The sequence below is a fragment of the Nocardiopsis lucentensis DSM 44048 genome, assembly GCF_000341125.1.
Lineage (GTDB): Bacteria > Actinomycetota > Actinomycetes > Streptosporangiales > Streptosporangiaceae > Nocardiopsis > Nocardiopsis lucentensis.
On the sequence record NZ_ANBC01000504.1, the window covers coordinates 1 to 25,132 of the forward strand.

Here is a 25,132-nt window from a genome sequence, read left to right on the forward strand (position 1 = left end):
ATGGTGAGGTCCAGGCCGAACTTCTCGGCCATCTCGTCCTTCCACTCCACCGCCGGGCCGGTCGGGCAGATGATCATGATGCGCTGGGTCCGGTGGCGCAGCAGGAGCTCCTGGGTGACCAGGCCGCCCTCCAGCGTCTTGCCGAGGCCGACGTCGTCGGCGACCGGGCCCGATCTCCCAGAGGACCTCCAGGGTCTCGCCGTAGCGTCCGTCCTCGACGCCCCGGAGGGTGACCAGGTGGCGCCGTCGGTCTCGTCGGCGGCGCTGACCACCCACTTCTGACCGCGTACGGCCGCGAGATCGCTGGGGGCGGGGAGTTGTTCGGTGGTGCTGGGCATCGTGGCCTTCCTGCGTGGCACCGGATGGGGCGGCACCGCGACGCCCGGCGGGCGGGGCTGCCTGGCCGACATCGGACTCCGGGACGGGCCGACGCGTCAAGTGGAACCGACTTTAGCTGTTAACAGAGTTAACACGCAAGAAGTGTATATAGTGGATCACGTGACCGCGGTCGGGAGGGCGGGAGAACCCGTGAACCAGGACGGCGGTACGCGGTACCGGGTTTACCCGACCCGTGATTCCGCCACACAGTCAGGACCTTGGTCCCGAAAACCCGCATTCCCCAGCGGTGACCAAGGCATCGGTGAAACCGTCTTCTCGAACACGCCGACTCCCATCCCACGAGCGTCTCCCCTGAAACCTCGGACAGAGAGGCACGAGATCAGCCTTGGCAGCCGACGAACCCACCCCCGTGCTCACCGATGTCAAACGCCTCTACCAGTTCCTCCTCAACGCGGAGGAACTGCGCAGCAAGCCCGTACGGACCGTCGACAGCTCGGTCCGCGTCCTGTGGCTGGACGACCTGCCACGGGACGCTCACAGCGTCGCCTCCGGGCTCTTCGACGCCGACGCGGCCGACTGCTGGCTTCGCGTCGACCGGGTCCACCGCTCCGATCCCCCGGCCCCGCCCACCCTCCTGCGCCCCTGGATCGACCCCGAGCGGGTACGCGACCACACGAGCGAGTTCGCACCACCGCTGAGGGAACGCGCGCTCACCGCCCCCTCCGGCCGAGAGCGGGCCGGAGAGGTCGTCGAGGGCCGCGCCGCCCCGTCCTCGGAGACCGCGGACGGCGAAGCCCATGAGCATGGCGGAGTCGAGAGCGCCGTCCTCACCCTCGACGACCACCCGGACCGCGAGGAGATCACCGACGCCCACCGGAAGTGGTCCGGCTCCTGGGAGACCTGGGCCGATCGCGAACGCCGCACCGCTCCCCTCATCCGCCTCTACGAACGCGTCTACCGCATCCACGCCGAAGCTGTCGACCTCGGTGAGTCCTACGAACTGGTTCTGGGTCTCGGCCTGCTGACCTGGACGGCGGAGGACCAGCCGGTGCGACGCCACCTCCTCACCCGGCGCGTCGTCCTGTCCATGGACGAGCGGGGCCGGATCGAACTCGCCCCGGACCCCGACGGCCCCGGATACACGCTCGAAGAGGAGATGCTCGACGCCTCACAGCGCGTACGCGAGGAGCCCCGGGAACGGATCGGGGCGGAACTGGCGTCGGCCTCGGAGTTCGACGGCCCCGACGGCGCCGCCCACCTGCACGCCGCCCTCGAGGAGTGGACGCTCGCGGTCTCCTCCGACGCCCGCTACGTTGAGACCGGAGCCCGACAGGGGGCCGGCGCGGACACCAGCGCCGCCCGTGTCACCTTCGCCCCCGCCATCATCCTGCGTGAACGCCCCAAGCGCGGCGAGGTGAACGCGCTGCGCCAGATCGCCGAAGCAGTCGAACGCCATGCCGAGGCGACCCCGCTCCTGCGTCACATCGTCGGCGGCCGGACCGGCGCCCCGTCCGACCCCGGTTCCGAGGCCACCGAGGACCTCCCCGAGCCCGGTGCCGGTACCGTCCCCGTCCCCTCCGCCGAGGACGAGCTGTACTTCGCCCTGCCCTCCAACGCCGAACAGCGCCAGATCGCCGACCGGCTGCGCGCCAGTGACCTGGTCGTCGTCCAGGGGCCTCCCGGCACCGGCAAGACCCACACCATCGCCAACCTGGTCACCGACCTGCTCGCCCGTGGAGAGCGCGTCCTCATCACCAGCCAGACCACCCGCGCCCTGAAGGTCCTCAAGGACAAACTGCCCGACCAGATCCGCCCGCTGGCCGTCAGCCGTACCGGTGACGGCATCGAGGCCCAGCGCGAACTGGAGGCGTCCGTCCGCACCATCCTCGAACGGCAGGCCGACGACGACCCCCGGGCGTCCCAACGCGAGATCGAGGCCCTCCACCGACGCCTGGACGGCGCCAGGGGCCGGCGAAATCAAGAGCTCAAGGAACTGCGGAGCATCCGCGAACAGGAGACCTTCCACCACCCCCGCCGCATCGGCGACTACGAAGGAACCCTCGCCCACATCGCCGAACGGCTCGCCGAGGAGGAGGACCGCCACGCATGGATCGGTGAGGTGGCCGCCGACCGACCGCCCGTCACCGCCGACCAGGTCCGCGGGCTCCTCGACGCCGCCCGCGCCTACACCCCCGAGCACCGCCGGATCTGCGCCGAGGTCCCCGAAGCCACGCGCCTGCCCGCCCCCAGCTGTTTCGCCGACGCGCTCGAAGCCATCGCCGAAGCCGACCGCGCCGCCTCCGCGGCGGCCGGCTCTTGGGAAGGGGACACCGGCGCACTCGTCCAGGAACTGTCCCGCGAACGCTGCGCCGCCCTGCGCGCCAGGGTCGAGGACTTCACCGCCTCCAGGGCCCTGGCCAACCGCCTCGACCGGCGCTGGGACGCGCTGCGCGTCGGCGTCCTGGCCGGACGTGACCAGGAGGCCCGCACACAGGCGGACACCGTGCGCTCCTCCCTGGAAGCGGCCGAGAGCGCGCTCACCGCGCTCGGCGGCGCACTCATCGAAGGACTGGACCGATTCGGTCTGGGCGAAGCGCTGGGGTTCGCGGCCACCCTGCACGAAGGGCTGGCCAACGGCCGCAAGATCCACGGCGTATTCGGCCTACGGACCCGCCTGGCCAGGGACAACGCCGCTTTTCTCGACGGAGTCACCGTCGACGGACGCGCCCCCCACACCCTGCGGACCCTGGAAGCGGTACGCCACCGTATCGACGCCGAACGCTTCCTGTTCGAAGCCGCCCGGGCCCTTGGCGCGGACACCTCCGCCGAGTCCTGGGGAGAACCGCGGACCCGGACCGCTCGCTTGCGCGACGCCCTCGCCGCACTCGACACGTTGCTGGGCCTGGCCCGGGCCCGCACCGCCCTGATCGAGGCCGCGACCGCGGTGCCCCGGCTCGCCGCCCTCGACTGGGCCGCCGACGCCGAGGTGGACCGCGTCGCGCTCCTTCTGACGGCCGCCGACGCCGAACACGACGCGGCCCCCGCCCGCGCGTTGGTCGCCGGGGCCCGCACCGAGTTGCGGGCCTGGTCCGACCGCTCCCACCCCGAGCCCCCCGCCCTGCGCCGGGCCTTGACGGCCGTGGAGACCGGTGACGCGGAAGGATACGCCGCGGCGTGCGCGGAACTGGAACGGGTGCGCGAGGCCGCCCGGCTGGCCACCGACTACGAGGAGGCTCTGGACACCGTCGCCCGGGCGCACACCTCCCTCGCCCGGTCGATCGCCGACACCTGCGACGACCTGGCGTGGAACACCCGCTTGGCCGGGTTCGACCAGGCATGGGCGTGGTCGGCGTGGAACCGGCGCCTGACCGAACTCACCGACCCGGCCGCCGAGGAGCGCTGCCGGGCCCGGCTGGAGGAGGCCGACGGCGAGATCCGGCTGACCAGGGCCAAACTCGCCGCCGCCCGCGCCTGGAGGGCCTGCCTGTCCCGGCTGACCCGTGACCAGGAAGTGGCTCTGCGCTCCTACCAGCTGAGCGTCCGCAAGATCGGCAAGGGTACGGGCAAGTACGCCCGCGTCCACCAGCAGCACGCGCGCGAGAGCCTGCGCGAGTGTCAGCCCGCGGTGCCCGCCTGGATCATGCCGCTCTACCAGGTGGTCGCCACCGTTCCCATGGAGACACCCGGCGCGTTCGACGTGGTCATCGTCGACGAGGCCAGCCAGTCCGGCCCCGAAGCCCTACTGTTGGCCTGGCTCGGCAAGCGCCTCGTGGTGGTCGGTGACGACAAGCAGGTCAGCCCCGCCAACGTCGGTATCGACCAGCAACAGGTGTTCACCCTTCAACAGCGCCACCTGGCCGCGTTCCCGGCCTCACGGCGCAACCTGTTCTCGCCCAACCGCAGCCTGTTCGACATCGTGTCCGGGCTCGCGGGAAGCCGCGGGCAGCTCATGCTCAAGGAACACTTCCGGTGCATGCCCGAGATCATCGGCTTCTCCAACGAGCACTTCTACGACGGCAGGCTCCAACCGCTGCGCCAGTACGGATCGGACCGTCTGCCGCCACTGCGTGCCGAGTACGTGACCGACGGGATGCTCGAAGGCCGGGGACAGCGGCAGGTCAACCGGGCTGAGGCCGAGAGGATCGTCGAACGCGTCGTCCTGTGCTGCTCCGATCCCGCCTACACGGGACGCACGATGGGCGTGATCACCCTGATGGGCAACGCCCAACAGGCACTGATCGAGGACCTGCTCGCCGACTGGTTGTCCCTGGAGGAACGGATGGAGCGGCACGTCCGAGTCGGCAATCCGGCGGCGTTCCAGGGCGACGAACGCGACGTGATGTTTCTCAGTGCCGTCTACGCGCCCTTCGACACCGACGGCGAATCCCGCAGGCCCGGCCCCTTCAGCGCCGAGGGTCACCAGCAGGCCGTCAACGTCGCCGCCTCCCGCGCCCGTGACCAGGTCTGGTTCTTCCACAGTTTCGCCCTCACGGAACTGGGCGAGACCGACCTGCGTCGCGCCTACCTGGACTACCTGGGACGGCCGGCCACCGACCAGGACGGCACCGGGCTCGGCGAGATCCCCGGGGACGTGCGTGTCGAACCGTTCGACAGTCTCTTCGAGCAGCGCGTGTACCGGGCCCTGCGTGAGCATGGGTACCGGGTACGGCCCCAGTACCCGGCCGGGCGCTACCGCATCGATCTGGTGGTGGAGGGCGGGACCCGCCGCCTGGCCGTCGAATGCGACGGCGACGCCTTCCACACCGAGGAGAACGCTTCCGACGACGCCGCCCGACAGCGCGAACTCGAACGGGTCGGCTGGACGTTCGTACGCATCCGGGGCAGTCGCTTCTTCCGTGACCCCGAGGAAGCCCTCCAGCCTCTGTGGAAGCAGCTCGAACAGATGGACATCCAGCCCGTCGGCCTCTGACCCGAGCGGCCCGGGTCCACCTGGCGAGGCGGATCCGGGCCCACCCCCTACCCCCCACCCCCCACAAGGAGGTACAGATGTTCACCGAGGGCCGCCTGACCCGAGGCCCGGGCGCTGACCCGCGCCAGATGCCGTTCGCCGCCGTGGCCGTCAAGACCACCGGGTACGAGCCGCGCCGGGACCGGATCTACGAGGTGGCCGTGGTCCGCATGCGCGGTGACGGCACCGTCCTCGACGAGTACGCCACACTCGTCAACCCCCTGTGCCCCGTCGGCGGGGACGACCACGATCCGATCACCGACGACCAGGTGCGCAAGGCGCCGACGTTCGACCGGATCGCCGGGGACCTGCTCGCCTACCTGTCCGGGTCGGTGGTGGTCGCGCACAGTCTCGACCACGTGGACCGGTTCCTCGACGCCGAACTCGGCCGGATGGGGGTTCGCGCGCCCGGTGTCCCCGGCCTGTGCACCCTGCGCCTGACCCGCACCCAGTTGCGCACCTACCCCTACCGGCAGGACAACGTCTATCGCCTGCTCACGGGGGAGTGGCCCTCCTGGGAGGCCAGCGCGCTGGACAAGGCCCGGCAGCGGGCGCGGATGCTGCACATCCTCATCGGGCAGAGCCCCGTCCCCCTGCGGTGGCACGGCCCGGGACCCCTCGCCCTGCCCGCGCTGCCGCGCACCGGCCTGATCGCCCCGCGCGTGGTCGGCCTGCGGATGGGCAGTGCGGGCTGGCTGGCCAACCTGGTGGCCGGGCTTCCCGACATGAACCCCTCGCCCAACCCGAACCCCCAGGGAGCGGCCGAGTACCGTTCCATGCTGGGCCACGCGCTCGCGGACGGCAAGATCGTCGGGGACGAGGCGCAACGTCTGGCGCTCCTGGTCACCGGGGCGGGATTTTGCCAGTCGACCATCCGCCGGGTGCACGACCAGGTGATGTTGGAGGCACGGGCGCGCGCCGAGGAGGACGGCGTCGTCACCTCCGCCGAGCTCAGGGAGTTGGAGAAGGCCGCCCGAAACCTCGGTTCCGGTCACCTGATCCAGGACCTCCTCCGGATCTCCGAGGAGGAGAAGGCCCGCAGGAACGGGCCGCTCAAGGGATGGCGGATCGTGCCCGTGGGAAAGAGCGGCCCGCTGGAGGAGGTCGTCGAGTTCGCGGTGGGCAAGGGGGCGGTCGTCGGCGCGAACGTCACCAAGACCGTGCGCCTGGTGATCGCAGAGGACGGTTCGACCGACCGCAAGGTCCAACGCGCCCGCGAGGCCGGGCACCAGGTGGCCGCCCCCGCGGAGGCCTGGGAGGTGCTGAGGGCGGCGATCGAGCGGGCGCGGGCTGGGCTGTTCGATGACGGTAGGGGTGCGGCCGTCGACGCCCGCACGCGCGCCGAACAGGAGCGGGCGGAGCGCGCACGGCAGGACAGGGAGGTGGGGGCCTGGCAGGAGCGCTGGCGTCCCCGCGAGCTCACCGACCAGGAGTACCACGCCGAGTTCGTCGCGCCGCACGAGGAAAGTGCGGATCTCGACAACCGCAGGATCGTCGTCACCGTCCGAACGGAGCCGGAGCCGGAGCCGGGGAGGAAGGGCGGCGGGTGCGCGGGTGCGGCGCTGCTCCTCATGGCCACGGGAACGGCGGTGACCACCGCGACCGCCCAGCTCTGGCCGTTCTAGCCAGTGCGCGTGCCCTGAGCTGGGGAGCGGTGCCCTGACTGCCCGGGGGCGTCTGTCCCCTCATCAGGTGCACGCGCACCGTGTATCACAGTTCTGCTCCTATTTACCTTTTTGGGTGGATCGGGTAAGAGCCTGGCGCTCACCACTTCCATTTTCGTTCGGGGCGGGTGTAACGTGAGTCGCCAATACTTCGTATTCGCGCTACGGCCAGCCACTTCCGCACTGGGCTGCGGTCTTTCCCTTTTGCTATGGTGCCCCGATCAGACTTCCGTGAAGGGTTCGGTATGGATTTCGAAGAGAAGGTTTCCACGCTCAGCGCCAAGGTGCACAAACAGCGCGGTATGACCCAGACCGAGGAGGCGGCGAAGAACGCCTTCGTCATGCCCTTCATCGCCACCGTTCTCGGATACGACGTCTTCGATCCGTGCGAGGTGGTGCCAGAGTTCACCGCGGATGTCGGGATGAAGAAGGGTGAGAAGGTTGACTACGCCATCATGCACGACAATGAGGTGCAGATGCTCATTGAGTGCAAGAAGGCGAACGGTGAGTTGCGGGTCGAGCACGCCGCTCAGCTCTATCGCTACTTCTCTGTGACCAACGCGCGGATCGCCATCCTGACCAACGGGCTGGAATACCAGTTCTACACCGACCTCGAAGCACCCAACCGTATGGACTCCAAACCGTTCATGGTGCTTGACCTCGGTGACGTCGACGAGAGTCTGCTCCCGGAACTGCGCAAGCTGACGAAGACGTCCTTCGACCTGGACTCGGTGGTCGACGCGGCGGAGAAGCTCAAGTACCTCGGAGCGATCAAACGTGCTCTGGCGGACCAGTTCCAGGACCCTGAGGACGAGTGGGTGAAGTTCTTCGCGAGCCGTGTCTATGACAGGGCCTTCACCAAGCGCGCGCGTGAGCAGTTCACCCCGCTCGTTCGGGAGGCCGCGTCAGCTTTCCTGGACGACCAGGTCAACATCCGGTTGAAGAAGGCCCTGGAGTCCACCCGTCCGCAGGCCGAGGAGGCGGAGGTCGACAGCTCGGAGAACGCCGAGGAAACGGAGCGCGACACGGGCATCGTGACCACCCTGGAGGAACTGGAGGGGTACCAGGTCGTCAAGGCGATCGCGTGTAGCGAGGTCAAGCCGCAGCGGATCACCCAGCGGGACTCCAAGAGCTACTTCGCCATCCTGCTGGACGACAACAACCGGAAGCCGATCGCGCGTTTGCACTTCAACGCCAAGTCGAAGAAGTACCTCGGCACGTTCGACGACGACAAGAACGAGACTCGTCACCGGCTGGGCTCGATTGACGAGATCTACCTCCACTCCGAGAAGATCCGCGCGGCGGTGCGGGCTTATCTCGCCTGACGATCGAGGTGTCGTCCCCCGCCCACGGCGCTGTCAGACCCCTCGTCTCCGGGGGCGGTTCGCGGGGCGGCTTCACCCGAACCTCATCTTCACTCCCAGACAAGGTGCCGGTCCTGAAGGGAAAGGTTCCTGTCGCTGCGCACCGGAGGACACGGTGACGAAGAACGACCCGTTACGGCCTGGACGTCGCGCGCCTCGTTCGGTAGGAAACGGCCATACCGGAAATCCCTGCGGTTACCCAGGGTGTGCGGACATGAACGCGAGCCTGTCCACGATGTGGGAGCGAGTCGACCAGGACCACGATTTCGGCGGTACCAACCGGGAACTGCGTTGTCGGGAGCACTGGGGCTTGGAGGCGCCGCCGGTGATCCGTTCCCGGAAGTCCCGGTCCGTGCCCTCCGGAGCCAATCGGAGCAAGCGTGCTCGATCCCAGACCAAGGCGAAGAAGAAGCCTCAGGTCAAGCGGTCCGGTGCGGTCAAGAAGGTGGACATGGCCGAGCTGAACAGGATGTGCCGCAGGGCGAAGGAGCTCCTTCCCCAAGAGCCCGACAAGGCGGCGGAGATCTGTGCTCGGGCGCTTCGCCTGGAAAGGGAGGTCGTGTCCCAGGAGGGCCGGAAGGGCAGGGTGCTCATGGATGTGTTCCTGGTGTTCCAGCGTCAGGCCCTGAGCGCTCTGCGCCCTTCCCCCGGGCGGTCACAGTCGTCCCGGTCCGGTGCCGTCCCCGCGCCGCGAAGGCCGTCTCAGAGGCGGAGCGGTGTCGGCGATCAGCGGCAGAGCAGTGGGAAGCGACGGAATCGCGGCAAGCTCGGTTCGGCGGAAGAACGGGAACTGAGGGGGATGTACCGGGAGGCCAAGGGACTCGTCACGCGTGACCCCGGACGGGCGGTACGGGTGTGCGATCAGGCGCTTTCAGCGCTGGAGGGCAGGAGTGGCTGCGCGACCCTGCGTGATCTCCTGCGGCAGGTACGCGGTGAGGCGTTGAGGAAGCGGCGTGGGCGTTAGCCGTCTTGGTCGGGAAGAGGTTCGGCCTCGTCCGCTGGGGGCAGTGAAGGGGGCCGGAACGTGATTGTGGTGTTCTAGTTCAGGTCATCCTCAGCGGTGTTCAGGAAGACCCGCCGCTCGTCGCCGCCGGCCCTCCCGCGTCTACCCCGGCGACCTCGTCCAGACCTCCTGGGTCCGCGCGGACCTGCGCGCCGACCTCGCCCTCCTGGAGGGAACCGTCCCCGACTGGTCCGAGGACGTGGTGCTGCGCGCGAGCGAGGTGTTCGCCAACGCCTGCGACCACTCGCGCTCCGGTGAGGCCGACGGCCGGGTCATCCGCACCCTGTCGATGCCCTCCGCCACGACCGTGCACGTGTCGATCGTCGACGACGGCGCCCGGGGCACGACCCCGACCATCAGCGGTCCCCGGACCCCGAGCGCCGTACCCCCAGGAGTGGGAGGAGGCCGAACGCGGCCGGGGCCTGTTCCTCATCGACCGCCTGGCCACCGCGTGGGGTACCCGGGCGGTCGTGGACCTCCCGTTCCGCGGTGGTTTGGGCATCGTGATCTGGGCCGAGTTCACCCTGGTCGTCCCCGCACCCGCGAGCGCGGGACGGTGAGCGCCGACACCCGTGAACAACACCCCTTGGTCGAGCTGTGCGGCAACCCCCGGGTCGCCTACCGCCGGGCCCACGGCGAACGGCCCGCCTGGATGCGCGATCCGCCGCTCTCGCCAACCACACGAACGCCCGTGGCTCCGCGCGGGCCGCGCAGCCACCGCAAACCCCGCTCCACGGGCCGGCGCCTGGTCACCCACGCCCTCGCCGCCCTGACCGGCGCGCTGGTGTTCCATCTGATCGCGGACCTGCTCTGATCCCGACCACGTTCGGCCGTGCCGGGGGACCCACCGCTCCCGGCACGGCCGCCGCTGTCCGCTTCCTCAGCCCTTCGCGCCCACCAGTACCGACGAGAGCCCGGAAGGGTGTGAGAGCACCCGTGGCCTGTCTCGGTGACGAACGTTCCGGAGCTGCCCGGTCGTGGTCGTGGTCGTGACCGGAGCGGGGACGGACGCACTTCGTGCGCCGTTCTCTCGCGAAGGTGCCCCAAGGGGCGGGGAGGAACGAGGCCACGAGTCACCGAATCCCGGTTTGTTGATGATTGAGAGTAAAACCAACCAGTTGGTTGCAAAGCTGATGAGTGGACTCTACTCTTGCGGGTGCCGGGGAAAGCCGCCCACGCAACAGGACCGCGGCTGATCCGGGTCACCGTCACGTGCCACCAGGGCGTCCGGAACGCACTTTCGCCGACACCCACGAGTCCGGGAACACGCAGTGCCCCCGCACCTACCGACCGAACCGAAGCCGGGTCCGCCGCATCGGCCGACTCCCGTCCCCTGAGGAACACCACCATGACCACCAGCGCCAGTCAGACCATCGCTCTGCCCGAGGGGATCGACCTGCCCCAGGGCTTCACCACCACCCACGTGCGCGGCGAGTTTCACGGAGGCGTCCCGGTGACGGTCACCCGCTTCCAGACCGCAGTCGGAGAACCGAACCACGGAGGGGAGCACGTCACCACCGTGATCGGCGCCGACGACGGCGTCATGTACGGCTACACGCGCCAACTCGTCACCCGTGGCACCGAGCAGCTCCCCGATGACGAGGCCGCCCGGCGCGTGGCCTTCGACTTCTTGGAGTGGGTGGCCCCCGAACACGTCGGCGGACTGTCACTGTGCTGGATCGCACGACACGACGAGGAGGTGGCCGACGCCGACGGGGCCGCCGGTGTCGTCGCCGGGATCAAGGTCAAGACCCGCCACGAGTCCGGCCTGTACACCTGGGTCATCGTCGGCGAGGGCGAGCAGGTCATCACCTACGAACGGGACGTCGCGTGGGACACCGACCACGCCCGCCGACAGACCGGCATGTGGCTCCACGACCGGTGGATCATTGCCCGGGACACCCACGGCGCCGAACTCGAGGCGCCCGCCGCACCACTGACCGCGTGACACCCGCGGGGTGCCCCACCCCGGGCCGAGGGTTCGATACGCGTACACCACACATGCGGCAACGGACGGGGAGCGCCCATCTCACGCGGGTGACGTGGGGGTGATCTCCGCAGTTCCGCAGGCGGTCTCCGTATGATCGCGACCTTGCTCTGAGCGCGACTACGTGAGGCTGGGGTGGGGCCACCGCCTCGGGCTCGGTCCATCCGCGGGTCGTGGACGGTGAAGCGCGCCCGGTCCTGCGCGATCCGACGCAAAGGCGTTGGCTCGCTCCGCGGCACCGGCCTTCGTGGTCATGCGGCTCGTTCGGCGGCCCGGGAAACCCGCGAACCGCGGTCAGATCCCTGCATGGAGGAGGGCGCGGTCAACGACGGCGGCGACAACTGACCCGACGAACGCGACGAAGGCGGGGCGGCCCATGGCGGGGCCGCCCCGGCCCTCGGGGGTGAGGTCGTGCGACCACACTCCCACACCGGTTCAGTGCGGCCGGTTCGCCGAAACCATCCAGGTGGCGTAGCACGTCCAGTGCGTTCAGGGCCGGGTCCCGCGCCCCGACGCGCACGTACGGAGCGATTACGCGCGGGAGGTCGTCGCGGACGGCGTCAGAGATCATGGCCGGGGCCGCCCTGGTGTCACGGGAAACGGGAACGGCGCGAGCGTTCACAAGTCCCGGGAGCCGCACGGGCCGGCTGACATCCGTCCAAGGTCTCGCGCCTCGAACGCGGGAACCCGATCGCGAGCGCCGATGACCTGCGCCGCTGGGTGCCGCTCCGCGGGAGTGACGACCCGGTTCAGGGGCTCATCGCACGACTCGGCTCGTGGGGGACCCACCACACGGGTCGGTGCCGCAGACTCTCCGCTGCCAACCGGGCACGTCAGCAGAGCGCTGTCGACTTGGAGAGTCGCCCGCGCACACCGCACATCTTCGAGTCGGTGTCCGTGCCCGGCTTCCTCCGGGCACCCGGCTACGCGCGCCATGGTCGGAGGAGCGGTCTCACTCCACGCGACTCCGGCGGATGTCGAAAAGGAAGTGCTCAAGCAAAGGGAGCGCCGCGCCGTCCTGGACGAACGGCGCACACGACTGCGGACCCTGCTAGGGACCGGTTCTGCGCACACGTCAGGTGTCACCCGTGTTCAGGCCGGACAGCTCGATAACCGCCGATCCCGCACAACCAGGAACCCGAGACCTCGTTCAGCTCTCCCTGGACCCTGTCCCCTGACAGCACCGGCCAGGCGGCGTGGACCACCAGGTGGTCCCCTGCGCGCACGTCCCGCACGGCGACGCGGACGTTCTCGCCGTCCCCACCGCGGTACCAGCACGGGCCGGAGGAGGGCTCACCGAACGAGCACAGAGTCTCGGTTCCGTGCTCCTCATCCGGGATCCCGTCCGGACCCACGTCGGGGTAGGAGTAGACCACCACACGCATGGGGATCTGGGCGGTGTCGAACACGAACTCGGCGATCGGGCCCGGGGCGGAGGGGAACCGCGGCCAGGTGACCGTGTCTCCGGGCTCCTCGAAGGGGCCGCCCAGGGCGGCCCAGTCCACGGCGACCCTGGCCAACGCGAACCCCTCCCGGACACCGCCCAGGTACAGGTGCGGAGGATCCTTCGGCGCGTCGACCATCTGACTGGGCAGACAGGGGATTCCCGGCACGGTTCCTCCCTCACCCGGCGAGCCGTTCTCCTTATCCGTGACCATGGTCCGCGCACGCCGTCAGGACGGCCACCGACACGCCGGTCGGGGCGGAACGTACGGCGGCCCTCCTGGGAGCCGTGCCGTTCAGGCCGCGCGCCAGCGGAACCGGTCGTCCGTCGCCGTGGTCTTGCACTGCATCAGGGTCCCGGCCGACGTGTACCCGTACTGCCAGTACTCGTCGCAGAACGCGCCGGGGTGCACACCCCGGACGTGGGACGGCGCCTCGGGCTCCGGTTCGGGTTCCGGATCCGGCGCGGGAGCGGGGGCCGGAGCGGGTTCCGGCTCAGGTTCCGGCTCCGGTTCGGGGCGCGGGTCCCCGATCTCGGCCGGGCACTCCTCGTCGGAACCGACGACGAACACCTCCACCACGAGCCCGTCCCGGTAGGGCGCCGTCTCCCCGGCGGCCTCGGGGGACTGCTCGCACACCAGGTGGTCGGCGGCGTCCTCCTGGGCCGGCGCGTCGACGTCACCGAAGGCGGCGGACACCTCGACACCGGAGACCCCGGCGCTCTCGGTCCACTCCTGGGCTTCGGAGACCGTGTCGTCGACGAAGTCGGGCAGCGTCGGCCACTCCTGTGCGGCGTCGGGCGCCTCGGGGCAGTCGACGCCGTCCGGGGCGACCCCCAGGTCGACCACCGTGTCGTCGACCTCCTGGTAGCACACCAGCATCGCCGAGCGGTTCCACGCCACGTCGTCCCCGGACGCGGCGAGCACGACCTCGCCCAGGGAGAAGCTGGCGTCGTCGAGTTCCTCCTCCGCGGCCGGGAGGTCGAGGCCGATCACCTCGGGCGTGATGGGGGTCGGGGACTCGCTGGGGGACGGAGACGAGGACGAGGCGGCGGTCACCGGCTCGGAGTCCGGCGGACCGGCCAGGAGTCCGATCAAGGACAGGAACACGAACGCGGACACGGCCACGGAGGCGCATCCGCCGCATCCGATCCCGAACTTCGCTCCGAGCGACATCCCCGGCTTCGTCCGCGGCGGTGAGACCGGGAGGGGAGAGGGGGGAAAGGCCATGGGCGCTCCAGAATCCACATGGGGGCAAGGCGGATCGGCACCAGGAGAGTCAGGCGCGGGCTGGTGCGGTCGACTGGCGTGAAGCTACACCCGTCGACTCTCTGTTTTGGCTGAATTGGCGCGATTGATACTGATTTCCTTGCCGCCCCGACGCATGACGCCCTCGCGGAGAGGGTTCCGTGGGTCCGGGTGCTTCGCGCGTGCGGACGGTCTCCGGTGAAGTTCCGCGTGAACCACGGAGCCGTAGGACCGCCCATCCGTCGAACAGTTCAATGGGCGCGGCCCGACCGCACGCCCCCGTCTGAGGAAGGGCGCGACACGGCTGCCGACGGCGCCGACGAAACGGCGCCGGTCCGGGGCCGCTCGCCACGGCGAGGGCCGATGCCACCGTGACAGGCTTCCCGGACCGTGTCCGCCGTCGATCGTCACCTCGGCCCCCTACCTTGACGATCATGGATCCTCAGGCGTCGCTGTCCGTCCCGCTTCCCTCCGGCCGCATGCTCTCCTCCCACGCGGGGGAGCCCCTCCTCTGGGTGAGCGACGAACCCGTGTCGGTCGGCCTGTGGCCCCGGCTGCTCGCCGAGTCCCCGCGTTCGGAGTGGTGGCCGCTGCTGCTTGAGGACTTCGACCGCTACCGGGATCGGTTCCGGGAGGCGCCGACGCTCACGCGCCTCACGTCGCTCACCGAGCACGATCCGGCCGCGCTCCTGGCCCGGTGGTGGGGGGAGCACACCGGCCCTTTCGCCCCCGGCTCAAGGGAAGCGGACCCGTGCCCGGACGTGACCGCCCCTCTTCGGCGCGGACTGGCCAGGGACGGTCACCGCCGCTTCGCTCTCGCAGGGCGCGGCGGAGGAGACGGCCGCCGAGTGCGCCGACCTCCTCGTCGAGCACGTGCCCGGGCAGCGCCTGGGCCTGGTGCGGGCCTCCTCCGGGGCACGGGCCCTGATCGCGTGCGGATGGTCGGGCCCGCTCAACTACGACGACGACACCGCCGTGTTCGCCGCCGTGTTCGCCGCCGTCGTCACCGACTGGGAGCGCCGCTTCGGCGCGCGCGTCCTGGGGCTGGGCTTCGACACCCTGACACTGAGCGTCGCCGCGCCGCCCACCCACATCGACCAGGCCCTGCGCGTGGCCGCCGAGCACTTCGCGTTCTGCCCGGACCAGATCTGGCAGGGGCACTCCCATCGTCTTCGGAACTACGCCGAACGCCTCGTCGACCGTCCGGTCTGGACCTTCTGGTGGGACTGAGAGGACGGTCCGGAGCCTCGAACGGTCCCTGATCCTGCGCACTGAACCGGAATGGATGCCAGTTTTTCCCGGGGTTCGCGATGCGGTGGCTGTCGACCGCCGTTCCCCTGGTGTTCTCTCACCCCTAGTGAGACGCCACGTCGAAACTCTGTATGACCGCGAATCACCTGAAAGCTAGAGAAACGGAACGAAGCTGCCGTTTTGTGCTTCAGCTTCGTGAAGTCGGATGAAAAGGGCTTTCTGTAGACGTGGCATCTTGTCTCGATTATTGTTGGGTGGGCGATGGGCGGATAGGCTCTGTTTCTGCTGATTTCGAGACGTGAATGCACGGTCCTGCGATGGGAGTATGGGCCGGTCTTCATGCTGCCAGATTGGTAGGCGGGCGGCTTCAGTTGAAATCCGACTGGTGCTAGGGTGTGAACCCCCTGTAAAGGCAAGGAGGACTCTTTCATTGTCCATTCCTCTTAATGAGAATCTCACTCTCACTCCTCCGTTGGGAGAAACTCAGGTCAGCGGCTTGACGTGTAAGAGTGTGGAGTCGGAAGGCGCTGTTCGTGATTGGACCCTCTCTGTCGAGGGGCATTCCAGCATCACGATCCGGGATACCCGATGGAAGAACGGAGAGCGCGACCTGAAGCCACGCCTCCCGGATCCGGTACCTGTCGACACTCCTCATCCACTGATGCTGCTCAACGGAAGGCGCCGAGCCGGAATCCACCGCGTACCCACTCGGAGCGACCGTGTCTGGATGGCGGTCAACGTGGTTTTCCCGGGAGAGGACGACTGGCCGAAACGAACCTCTCCGGCGTTGGAGGGCTTGCACATGCATTGCGGGCGAGAACTCGTCGAGCGAGTCCGCGGGCTGGGAATCGCTGATCTGGGACCGAAGTCCCAACTCCTTCCGACCAAGGAAGGCGACCGGACGAAGAACCAGCTTCGCGCCCTGTTCTGCGAGTCGGAAGAGGCCGCCCCGGTCGCTCTCTACGCCATCACTCATCTGGTTCCGACGCTTCGGTACATCGGCTGGATCTGACGGGGGAAGGACGATCCTGGAACCGGGCCCGCCCGCCTCCGCCTCACGGGTCGTGGAAGCCGGTGAGGTCGACGTCGGGGGCGTCGGTGTACACCACACCGCGCTCGGGCGGGAGGGGTTCGCCGGAGGCGGCGTCGGTGCAGTGCGCGTCGAACATCCGCGCCTCGTCGAGGGGGAACAGGCGCCGGTCGGCGATCGTCCAGCCGCGCACCAGCTTGACGGGGACGTCGACCCCGTCGGGCAGTGTGTGGGAGACCTGGTCGGTGAAGCTGCGCAGGATCAGCGCAGCGGCACCGCCGCCGTCGACGGCGGTGCACAGCCGTTCGACCACGGGCGGATGCTCGACGTACAGGCCGCCGCGCCGACGGTCGACGGCGGTGGACATCGCGTGTCGGGTGTGCAGGGTCAGCAGGTGGTGGTCGTGGGGCAGGCCGTTCAGGACGGCGCGCAGCAGGGTGTGGGCGCGAGGGGAGAGCATGCTTCGAGTATGCGCGCGCCGGCCCGGCCGGATCGGGTTGTCCACAGGGTGGATCGAGGCGGGTCCCGTGTTCGGCGGTGAGAGGACGCCGAAGCGTCCGCCCCGGACACGGCCGACGGTCAGCGCCGCCCGTCGACCAGCAGCTTCTTTTGCACCTTGCCCATGGCGTTGCGCGGCAGCGCCTCCACCACGCGCACCTCGCGCGGGCGCTTGTGGGCGGACAGGCGGGCGGCCACGTGGTCGATGACCTCTCCCGGGGCGATGCCGTCGCCCACCAGGTAGGCGACGATCCGCTGCCCCAGGTCGTCGTCGGGCTCGCCCACCACGGCGGCCTCCCGGACCGAGGGGTGGCCGAGCAGCGCCGCCTCGATCTCGCCCGCGCCGACCCGGTAGCCGCCGGTCTTGATCATGTCGACCGACATCCGCCCCACGATCCGGTGCCAGCCCTCCCCGTCCAGGACGGCCGCGTCCCCGGTGCGGAACCAGCCGTCGTCGGTCCACGCGGCCGCCGTGGCCTCCTGCAGGCCGAGGTATCCGTCGAACAGGGTGGCGCCGCGCACCTGGAGCTCCCCGATCGACTCCCCGTCCGACGGGACGTGCTCGCCGTGCTCACCGCGCAGCCGCGACTCCACGCCGGGCAGCGTTGTCCCCACCCAGCCGGGGCGGCGCGGGGCGTCGGCGCGCGCGGCGACCGTGATCAGCGACTCGGTCATCCCGTACCGCTCCACGGGGCTGTGGCCGACCAGCGCGCGCAGGTCCTCGGCCACCGGGTCGGGGAGGGGAGCGCTGCCGGACACCAGCAGCCGGGCACCGGCCAGGGCGCGGGCGCTGTCGGGATCGCGGGCGATCCGCGACCACACGGTCGGGACGCCGAAGAACAGCGTGCCCCCCTCCTTGGCCGCGGCGGCGTAGGCGGCGGGGGTCGGGCGGACGGTGTGCACGAGCGGGCCGCCCACCCGCAGGGCCCCCAGCACGCCCAGGACCAGACCGTGCACGTGGAACAGCGGCAGGCCGTGGACCAGCACGTCGTCGGGGGTCCAGGCCCAGGCGTCGGCGAGGCCGTCCAGGCAGGCCGCCATGGCTCCCCGGGAGATCATGACGCCCTTGGGCGGGCCGGTGGTGCCGGAGGTGTACAGGATCAGCCCGGTGGATTCGGGGGAGGGCTCGGGGAAGGCGGCGCAGGAGCGCTCGGCCGGGTCGACGGGGACCACGGGCAGGTCGACGCCGTCCCGCGGCTCGCCCAACCACAGGGCGGCGCCGGAGTCGCGCACGATGTGGTGACGCTCGGCCACCCCGGAGTCGGACGGGACCGGGACCACGGGAACCCCCGCCAACAGGCCGCCGACCACGGCGACCACCGTGCGCAGCGACGCCTCCCCGTGCACGGCGACGGCGCGGGCGCCGGTGATCCGGTCGGCCACGGCCGCGGCCGCCGACCAGAGCCCCTCGCGGTCGAGCTCCTCGTCGCCGACCCGCACCGCGAGCCCGTCGCCCGTTCCCGAACCCAGCAGCATGTCCGTCACCGTCCGTCGTCCGTCCCCGATCCGATCGCGAGCCAGTACACCACACCGCGGGTCGGGCGGAGCCCGTCGACGGGGTTCCTGGGCCGGGTCAGGGAACCAGGCCGTACACCGTGCCCAGGTTCTCGCCCTCGTCGTCCTCGTGCGTGAACAGGTAGGACACCACGGAGCCGGGTACGGGGACGACGTACTGTCGGTCGTCCCGACCGTCGTGGTCCGCCACGAGCCGCCCGTCGAGCCCGATACGGCGCACCCCCTCCCCGGAGGGCCCACCGCCCAGGTCGGCCACGAGGACGGCCGGTACGCCCCGCCCCGGTGTGTGGTCGATGCCCCGGCCGCCACGGCGTCCTCCAACGCGACGCCCTCAGCCACCAGGAGTGCGGGGACCGAGCGTTCCAGGGCCGTGGTGTCCACGATCTCTCCCGTCGGGCCGGTGCGGTGCAGCAGGACCGGGTCGGACCGGCCGCCGCGTTCGACCAGGACCGCGCCCAGGCTGTCCGCGCGCAGGTAGGAGTCGCCGTCGACGATCCCGAAGCGGTCGACGCGGAGGATGTCCTCGGGCGGGTCGAGGGGGCCGTCCTGGCCGGTGGCCAGGTCCAGGACACGGTCACCCGTCAACGGCAGCCAGGACAGGGGGAACAGCGCGCCGTCCCGGAGGTCGCCGGTGTCCGGTTCGACCAGCGCCCACACGGTGTAGAGGGGGACCAGGGCCAGCACGGCCGTCCCGGATCCGCCCAGGGTTCCGGTCAGCTACCGGCCGGTGGCTCGCATATCGGGTCTCACGCGTCGTCCGTTCGGGAGACAGGGGAAAGAGCAGGGGCGTGAGGGGTACGAGAGGCGCGTCAGTTTTTCACCGCGGCGACGATCTCCTCCGCCTCTCCCGGGCGGGCCGGTCGGATACTCCCGGCCAGTTCCACCATGTCGATGTCGGGCAGCTCCATCGCCGGTTCGCCCTGAGTGTCCTTCGGGATGTCCGTGGTGAGATGGGCGGTGAACCCGTCAGCGAACTCCGTCCGGGCCTGCACGATCCGTTCCTCGTCCTCCTCCGCGTCCGGGGTGAGATCGGCGAGCACCACGTCCCCGTGCTCCTCGCACTCGTCCCGTCCGCCCTCCAGGCCGCATCCCTCGTACAGAGGTGTCCAGCCGGTCTGGCTCTTCGGCCGCAGCCGCTCGGTGCGCAGTCGGAGGCTGAACCCGTCGAGTTCGTCGGAGGGGTCGGCGGGGGTGTAGGTGATGGCGGTCCCCTCCTGGGTCTCGGGGAAGACCTGGACATGGCTCGGCTCCCAGCCCAGGGAGTCGAGCACGGCGACGGGGTAGGAGATCCCCGCGAGGTCGTCGAGGATCTCCTCCCGTTCGCGCGCCTTGTTCTCCTCCACGGTCAGCCACGTCAGGCCCGCCAGCGCCAGGGCTCCCGCGACGACCGCGGCGAGCGCGGCCACGAACCGGAGGCGGTGCCGCGTCGCGCCCCACACCACGGCGCCGACCACGCACAATCCCAGACAGAGCAGCGGCGGCGGCCAGAATCCGTCGATGTCGACGAACACCTGGAGCACGACCACGCCGACGGCCAGGATCATTGCCGCGCTCAGGACCGTGGGCACCTCCCAGGGGCGGCCGACACGCACATTCCGCAGAAACCGCAGCGCCAGCCCGTACCCCGCGCCGACCACGGCGAACACGGCCATGAAGAAGACGCTCGTGAAGGTGGAGTCGTGGTAGAGCAGACCCATCAGGGCGAAGAAGGCCAGGATCCACAGGAGCGTGCCCGCCAGGAGCGGGTACACGGTGGCGAAGAGCCCGATCGCCCACCAGTCGCCCGGGTCCAGGGGCGATGCGGAATCGGAGCCAGGTCGGGTCCGGGAAGGTGCGCTCACGGGGCCTCACAGAAGCAGGGGAGGGGCGGTCACACCGTGTGACGCCCGCGTCCGCCTCCGGGTTCCGCGCCGGGAAACGGGCGTGGGCATGACCTCGTCGGGCACCGTGCGGCAGGGGCGGTCACAGGCGCGGCACGTACCGCCGGGGGCGTTGCGGATCCCCGGGTGGTCGGGGCAGGTGCGCGCCGCCCTCCCGAACCGGTCGAGGACGAACGCCGAAGGGTGGGCGGACGGATCCGGGTCCCGCGCCGGGGGCGGCTGGCTCACCTCCGTGTCGGGGCGGGGACCGGGGATCGCCGGGGCCGGGGGCGGGGGCGGTTGCCGCCGGTCGATTCCCTGCCCGAGGCGTCCGTCGAGGTAGGCGCGTGCGTCCTCGGGGCTGCGCAGACGCCGCATGAGCGCGGGGAAGGGGCGGCGCGCGCTCGTGGCGTCACCGAGCACCGTGGTCAGCTCGCCGGGGGTGAGACCCTCGTCGAGGACCCTGCACGCGGCCCGCTCCAAGGCGATCCGGTCGGCGCGGGGGTCGCGCAGGACCGCGTCGGGGATACGCGCGAGCTGCGGCGCGGTCGGGTGGTCGGCGGCCTTCGCCGCCACCGTCTCGCCCTGTGGTTCCCGTGCGCGGACGGACGGAGAGGAGTCACTGAGAAAAGAGTCAGTGACGGAAAGGTCTGTGGGTCGATCTGACGGGTCGGGGGCGTCAATGTGACGGGTCGGGGGTTCGAAATGACCGGTCGTTCCCGCCGTCGGGTGGGGTCGGGTGTTCGTGTCGAGGGGTTCCTCGCCCAGCCTGGCGCGTACCTCGTTGATCTTCTCCAGGGCCCGCTCCGGGAACGCGGACGCGGGGATCATCAGCTCCACGACGTCGGGGAGCCGGTCGGCCGCTCGGATACGGGCTTCCACGTCCTTGGCGAAGAAGTCGCGTACTCGGTGGCGGGGCAGCCGCCGGATGACTCCGGCCTCCTCCAGGTCGTGCAGGGCACGGCTGACGGTGGACGTGCTCACGTGGCTGCCGCAGCGCTGGATGACGGTGTCGCGGTGCAGGAAGCACCAGCGTCCGTCGGGGTCGACCGCTCCGGCGATGGCCAGGGCGACCAGGCACGCGCGGGAGTTGGGCAGCAGCCCGTCGTTGATGGCCTGGGCCACCCAGAACAGGGGGACGAACCGGACCTCGCTCATGACGCCCTTGCCGCGTTTGCGGGGGCCGCTCGCGCACGCGGAGGGTGCGGCCGGAATCGGGGTTTCGGCCTTGGCGTCGGGGCAGGGGGCAGTAGACTGCACGGCAGCCGCCTTCCTGGTGCTTTCAGGAGGGATGGTCAGAGCCCGGAGCCGGTGTTGGCGCACCGACCGGGCTCGAATTCGTTTCGGGACCCACCGTAGCGGGATGAATACGGGTTGGGGCGGTTTCGGGAAAACGAGGGAGAGAACGCTCGGAATCCCCGGCGGGTTCAGGCCCCGCCACGGACGTGGTCGGCGATGAGGTCCACGGCCTGGGCGCCCAGCGCCTCACCGAGTGCCCGCACCTCGCCCAGGGTCTCCTGGAAACGCCAGACCTGGCGGAACAGGTCCCCGTAGCGGCGCTGGTCCTCGATCGGCAGCACGGGAAGCCGGAGGCGGGTCGGGTCCACGCGCAGGTGGCCGCGCGTGCTGCTGCTGGACCGGGCGGCGCCGCGGGCCTCCTCGGTGCTGGTCACGAAACCGGCCAGGAACCACGGGTCGACCGCCGCCGGGTTGGTGCGCACGACGTACACGCCCGTCCCCGGGTAGGCGCCCGCGTCGGCGGCGGTCGCGACCCGGGCGGTGAGGCGGCGCGCCACCGTCGGGATGAGCACGTCGCCCTCCTGGATCGGGGGGTTGCGCATGGGGTCGGCGTCGACGGTGCCCGTTCGGGAACCGGTTCCGCCCTGGAGGACGTCCTCGCCGGTGATCACCCGGGCCTCGGCGGTGGGCAGTGACTCGTCCTCGCGGGCGCGGGGCCGCCGCAACGTCACCGATCCGGCCTTGGCCAGTTCACCGAGGCTCACCACGTCCACGCGGCCCCCGGCTCCGGAGGGGAGTTTCGGGGCCGCGGGGAGCTGGCCGCGCAGCTGGCGCAGCGCCGCGGTGAGCCGGTCCCTGCGCTTGTGGAAGTCCGCCAGGTCGGCGTCACGGCGACGCGGCAGCGGCAGGTGGATGCGGGGGGTCAGGTCGACGTCCTCGCCCAGCAGGTCCGCGACCTCGACGGCGCGCGCCCGGCCGGGCTCCCCGGTGAAGGCGGCCGGGTCGGCCAGGAACGACTCCCAGGTGCGCGCGATCCAGTCCAGGGTCTGGCGCTCACCGGGGGGCGCACCGCCGGACGCCGTGTGCGGCGGGGGCGCGCTGTCCACGAACAGGACCGGGGCGGGGACCGCGCCCTCCTCGGGGACGGCCAGGACCCAGAGCTGGAGCGGGACCGCGTAGTGGGCGGCCATCCCGCCGGGCAGTGAGACCACCGCGCGCACCGTCCCACCGCTCAGCAGGGCGCGGCGGATCCGGCGCCCGGAGGGGCGCTGCGCGGCTCCCGGCGGCATGAGCACGACCGCCCGTCCTCCGGGGCGCGCCTGCGCCAGACAGTGCTGGACCCAGGCCAGGTCCGACTCCAGGCGCGGCGGCAGGCCGTAGGCCCAGCGGCCCGGGTCCGTGTCGGACTCCTCCGCGCGCCAGTTGCGGTCGCCGAACGGGGGCGCGCACACCACGGCGTCGGCCCCGCCCCGGGCGAACACCGGGTTCCTGAGGGCGTCGGCGGCGTGGACGTCGGCGCTGACGTCGGCGCTGACGGCGAAGGCCAGCCGCAGCGCCGTCACGAGGGCGGCCGAGGGGGAGCGGTCCTGCCCCAGGACCCGTTCGCCGCCCGAGCGCGCGGCGGCGAGCAGGAGTTCCCCGCGCCCGCTGGCCGGGTCGACGACGGTGCCGCGGTCGGCGTCGGCGAGGCGCACCACCAGGTCGGCGAGCGCGGGGGGGACACTGTGCGAACCGGACTGGGTGGCCTGCTCCAGGCGGGTGGCGAGCCGGTCGAGGGTCGCGTGCGCTCCGTGCTCCCGCGCGGTCGCGGCGGCGAGGCCGCCCAGGGTGACGGTCCGCGCGTCGGGTTCGGGTAGGGCGGCCGACCGGACCAGGTCGGCGACACCGGGGCCGGGGAGGAGCCGGGTGAGGTCCTCCCCGGCCGCGCGCAGGAGGGCGGACAGTTCTCCCGGCCGGTCGGGTGCGGGGGTCCCCGGGTGGCGGTCCAGGTGGAGCAGGACGAGGCCGACCAGGCTGAGCAGGTCGTCGCCGGGAAGGGACGAGCGGGCGGAGTCCAGGGCCTGCCACAGCCGCTGGTGGCTGTCGATCGACGTGGCGTGGTCGCGGTCGGCGAGCCACCGTTCGACCTCGGCCAGGTCGAACCGGGGGCTGCGGTCGGTCCCGCCGACGGGGCGCGGGAAGTCGTCGTGGCGGCGGCGCCAGTTGCTGACCGCGGTCGGCTTGACCCCCGCGATACGGGCGATCTCCGCGGAGCTGACCTCGACGCCGTCGGTGCTCATGCAGGCCCTTCCATCTGCGCCTTCGTGGACGCAGACCGACTATACACATCGCCGTCGCCAGGAGGACGGAAGGCTGTGTACTTCCCTTTGCCAGGCTTGTGGTTGACTATATTCACAGTTCATGTTTTAGTCTGTGAACATCATGAAGCTCGGGTGTTCACGGTCTCTGATCACGAATGCTCGGGCTCTCGATCCCCGTACAGATCCGGAGTCCGACCATGTCCTACGCACAGCCGCCGTTCGGTCAGCCCACGCCGCCCCAGCCGCCGGGGCAGGGCATGTCCACGGGGAAGAAGGTGGGTCTGGGGTGCGGGGGTTGCCTCGGGGTCCTGCTGGTCCTGATGATGTTCGCCGGATGCGTGTCGGTGCTCTCCGGAGGCGACACGTCCGTGGAGTCGGACCCCGCCCCCGCGGCCGGATCCGCCGCCGACGAGACCGCGGATGCCGAAGAGGCGGCCGGGGAGGACGAGGGCACGGGTGAGACCGGCCCCGCCGAGAGCGGGCCGGCGCCGGAGCCCGAGCCGGAGGAGGCGTCCACGGTCGGCAACGGCGTCCACCGGGTCGGCGAGGACATCGAGCCGGGCACCTACACGACCGAGGGGCCCGATCCGGACGACATCGTTCCCATGTGCTACTGGGCCCGCCTGTCGGGACTGTCCGGGGAGTTCGACGACATCATCGCCAACGGCAACCTCGAAGGCCCGGGCGTGGTCGTCGTGGAGGAGGGCGACGCCGCCCTGGAACTGTCCGGGGACTGCGAGTGGACCCTGGAGTGACCGCCGCCGGGTTGGTGCGCACGACGTACACGCCCGCCCCCGGGCGGGCGCCCGTGGCGCCCTCCTCCGGTGCCCGGTCTGCGCGGGCCGCCCGGTGCTTCCGGGCGGCCCGCGGCGGGTCGGCGGGAGTTCGTTCGGGTCAGGAGTTCGCGCCCCCGTGCGCGGGGCCGGGGCGCAGCCCGAACGGCACGCCCAGGCCCGTGAGCCAGCCGCCCTCCTCCAGGAGCCGGAAGACCTCCCGGGTCACCTCCTGGTCCGGGGCCTGGCGGGGCGGCCAGCCGAACTCGTCGGAGACCATGGCCCAGCTCGGGCCGTGGCCGTGTTCGGCGCGGTAGTCGGCCACCCACCGGGCGACCTCGGCCTCGCGTCCGGCGAGCAGGTCACGGGCGCGGTCGGGGACGGGGACCTCGGCGGGGGTGGTGGCCGGGGCGTCCCGCGGCGGGGTCGGCGGCGGGAACGGCTGCGGGGCCATGGGCATGGTGAGCTCGGTCAGGTGCGCCTCGACGGTCCCGCCCGCCACGCGCAGGTCCTGGATCCAGTCGAGCCGCAGCAGCCACTCGGCCAGCTCGGTGACCTCGTCGGGGCCGTCGGTCAGGGCGCACGCCGCCACGACCTCGTCCGCCGGCAGGCAGATCCGCCCGTCGCTGTCGGCCTGTGCGGCGAGGGAGG

At 71.0% G+C, this 25,132-nt stretch carries 17 protein-coding genes and 2 pseudogenes; 9 read left to right on the top strand and 10 right to left on the bottom strand.

What is annotated here, in order from left to right:
• Window positions 1-338: pseudogene (locus D471_RS34935) on the bottom strand (SNF2-related protein); the annotation flags it as partial.
• A gap of 386 nt (window positions 339-724) precedes the next feature.
• Here D471_RS34935 and D471_RS0117785 point away from each other — a divergent pair.
• The 4 genes from D471_RS0117785 (at window position 725) to D471_RS0117800 (ending at window position 9,300) form a co-directional block, all read left to right on the top strand.
• Window positions 725-5,269, top strand: coding sequence for an AAA domain-containing protein (locus D471_RS0117785; protein ID WP_017599866.1), 4,545 nt, complete (start codon window positions 725-727; stop codon window positions 5,267-5,269).
• 77 nt (window positions 5,270-5,346) lie between these two features.
• The gene (locus D471_RS0117790) at window positions 5,347-6,933 is read left to right on the top strand and encodes a 3'-5' exonuclease (protein ID WP_017599867.1); all 1,587 of its coding nucleotides are present in this window, start codon (window positions 5,347-5,349) and stop codon (window positions 6,931-6,933) included.
• Window positions 6,934-7,217: 284 nt separating this feature from the next.
• Entirely contained in the window at window positions 7,218-8,297 is a 1,080-nt protein-coding gene (locus D471_RS0117795) for a type I restriction endonuclease (protein WP_017599868.1), read from the top strand.
• 253 nt (window positions 8,298-8,550) lie between these two features.
• A complete protein-coding gene (locus tag D471_RS0117800; protein ID WP_017599869.1) occupies window positions 8,551-9,300 on the top strand; it encodes a hypothetical protein in 750 nt (249 codons plus the stop codon).
• A gap of 141 nt (window positions 9,301-9,441) precedes the next feature.
• On the opposite strand, the gene D471_RS42515 is transcribed toward D471_RS0117800, so the two are convergent.
• Window positions 9,442-9,696 (bottom strand): hypothetical protein, encoded by a 255-nt coding sequence (locus D471_RS42515; protein ID WP_017599870.1) that lies wholly within the window; start codon window positions 9,694-9,696, stop codon window positions 9,442-9,444.
• A 199-nt stretch (window positions 9,697-9,895) separates the two neighbouring features.
• Here D471_RS42515 and D471_RS0117815 point away from each other — a divergent pair, with 199 nt between their 5' ends.
• Together D471_RS0117815 and D471_RS34940 are read left to right on the top strand one after the other, a co-directional pair.
• Complete coding sequence (locus D471_RS0117815) at window positions 9,896-10,153, top strand: hypothetical protein (protein WP_017599872.1); 258 nt, start codon at window positions 9,896-9,898, stop codon at window positions 10,151-10,153.
• 534 nt (window positions 10,154-10,687) lie between these two features.
• Window positions 10,688-11,287, top strand: coding sequence for a hypothetical protein (locus D471_RS34940; protein WP_017599873.1), 600 nt, complete (start codon window positions 10,688-10,690; stop codon window positions 11,285-11,287).
• Window positions 11,288-12,408: 1,121 nt separating this feature from the next.
• On the opposite strand, the gene D471_RS0117830 is transcribed toward D471_RS34940, so the two are convergent.
• Window positions 12,409-12,939: a hypothetical protein gene (locus D471_RS0117830; protein WP_152486356.1), complete on the bottom strand. Its 531-nt coding sequence runs from the start codon at window positions 12,937-12,939 to the stop codon at window positions 12,409-12,411.
• Window positions 12,940-13,065: 126 nt separating this feature from the next.
• Window positions 13,066-13,944, bottom strand: a complete 879-nt coding sequence (locus D471_RS40285) for a serine/threonine kinase (protein WP_161630103.1) — start codon at window positions 13,942-13,944, stop codon at window positions 13,066-13,068.
• A gap of 945 nt (window positions 13,945-14,889) precedes the next feature.
• Here D471_RS40285 and D471_RS42520 point away from each other — a divergent pair.
• Both D471_RS42520 and D471_RS0117845 read left to right on the top strand, forming a co-directional pair.
• Entirely contained in the window at window positions 14,890-15,246 is a 357-nt protein-coding gene (locus D471_RS42520) for a DUF4253 domain-containing protein (RefSeq protein WP_017599876.1), read from the top strand.
• A gap of 748 nt (window positions 15,247-15,994) precedes the next feature.
• Entirely contained in the window at window positions 15,995-16,279 is a 285-nt protein-coding gene (locus D471_RS0117845; RefSeq protein ID WP_152486357.1) for a hypothetical protein, read from the top strand.
• 43 nt (window positions 16,280-16,322) lie between these two features.
• Here D471_RS0117845 and D471_RS0117850 read toward each other — a convergent pair whose 3' ends face one another.
• The 5 genes from D471_RS0117850 to D471_RS0117870 all read right to left on the bottom strand — a co-directional run bounded on the left by D471_RS0117850 (window position 16,323) and on the right by D471_RS0117870 (window position 23,687).
• Window positions 16,323-16,757 carry a hypothetical protein gene (locus tag D471_RS0117850; RefSeq protein WP_017599878.1) on the bottom strand — a complete coding sequence of 145 codons (435 nt, stop codon included), beginning with the start codon at window positions 16,755-16,757 and terminating at the stop codon, window positions 16,323-16,325.
• A gap of 119 nt (window positions 16,758-16,876) precedes the next feature.
• Window positions 16,877-18,271, bottom strand: coding sequence for an acyl-CoA synthetase (locus D471_RS0117855; RefSeq protein ID WP_026127829.1), 1,395 nt, complete (start codon window positions 18,269-18,271; stop codon window positions 16,877-16,879).
• Between the two features lie 848 nt (window positions 18,272-19,119).
• Entirely contained in the window at window positions 19,120-20,151 is a 1,032-nt protein-coding gene (locus D471_RS34950) for a hypothetical protein (protein WP_152486358.1), read from the bottom strand.
• 6 nt (window positions 20,152-20,157) lie between these two features.
• The gene (locus D471_RS34955) at window positions 20,158-21,429 is read right to left on the bottom strand and encodes a hypothetical protein (RefSeq protein ID WP_152486359.1); all 1,272 of its coding nucleotides are present in this window, start codon (window positions 21,427-21,429) and stop codon (window positions 20,158-20,160) included.
• A 167-nt stretch (window positions 21,430-21,596) separates the two neighbouring features.
• A complete protein-coding gene (locus D471_RS0117870) occupies window positions 21,597-23,687 on the bottom strand; it encodes an N-6 DNA methylase (RefSeq protein WP_017599882.1) in 2,091 nt (696 codons plus the stop codon).
• Window positions 23,688-23,905: 218 nt separating this feature from the next.
• Here D471_RS0117870 and D471_RS0117875 point away from each other — a divergent pair, with 218 nt between their 5' ends.
• On the top strand, window positions 23,906-24,463 hold the full coding sequence (locus D471_RS0117875; protein ID WP_040690145.1) for a hypothetical protein: 558 nt from the start codon (window positions 23,906-23,908) through the stop codon (window positions 24,461-24,463).
• A 139-nt stretch (window positions 24,464-24,602) separates the two neighbouring features.
• On the opposite strand, the pseudogene D471_RS40290 reads toward D471_RS0117875, so the two are convergent.
• Window positions 24,603-25,132 (bottom strand): annotated as a pseudogene (locus D471_RS40290) (hypothetical protein); the annotation flags it as partial.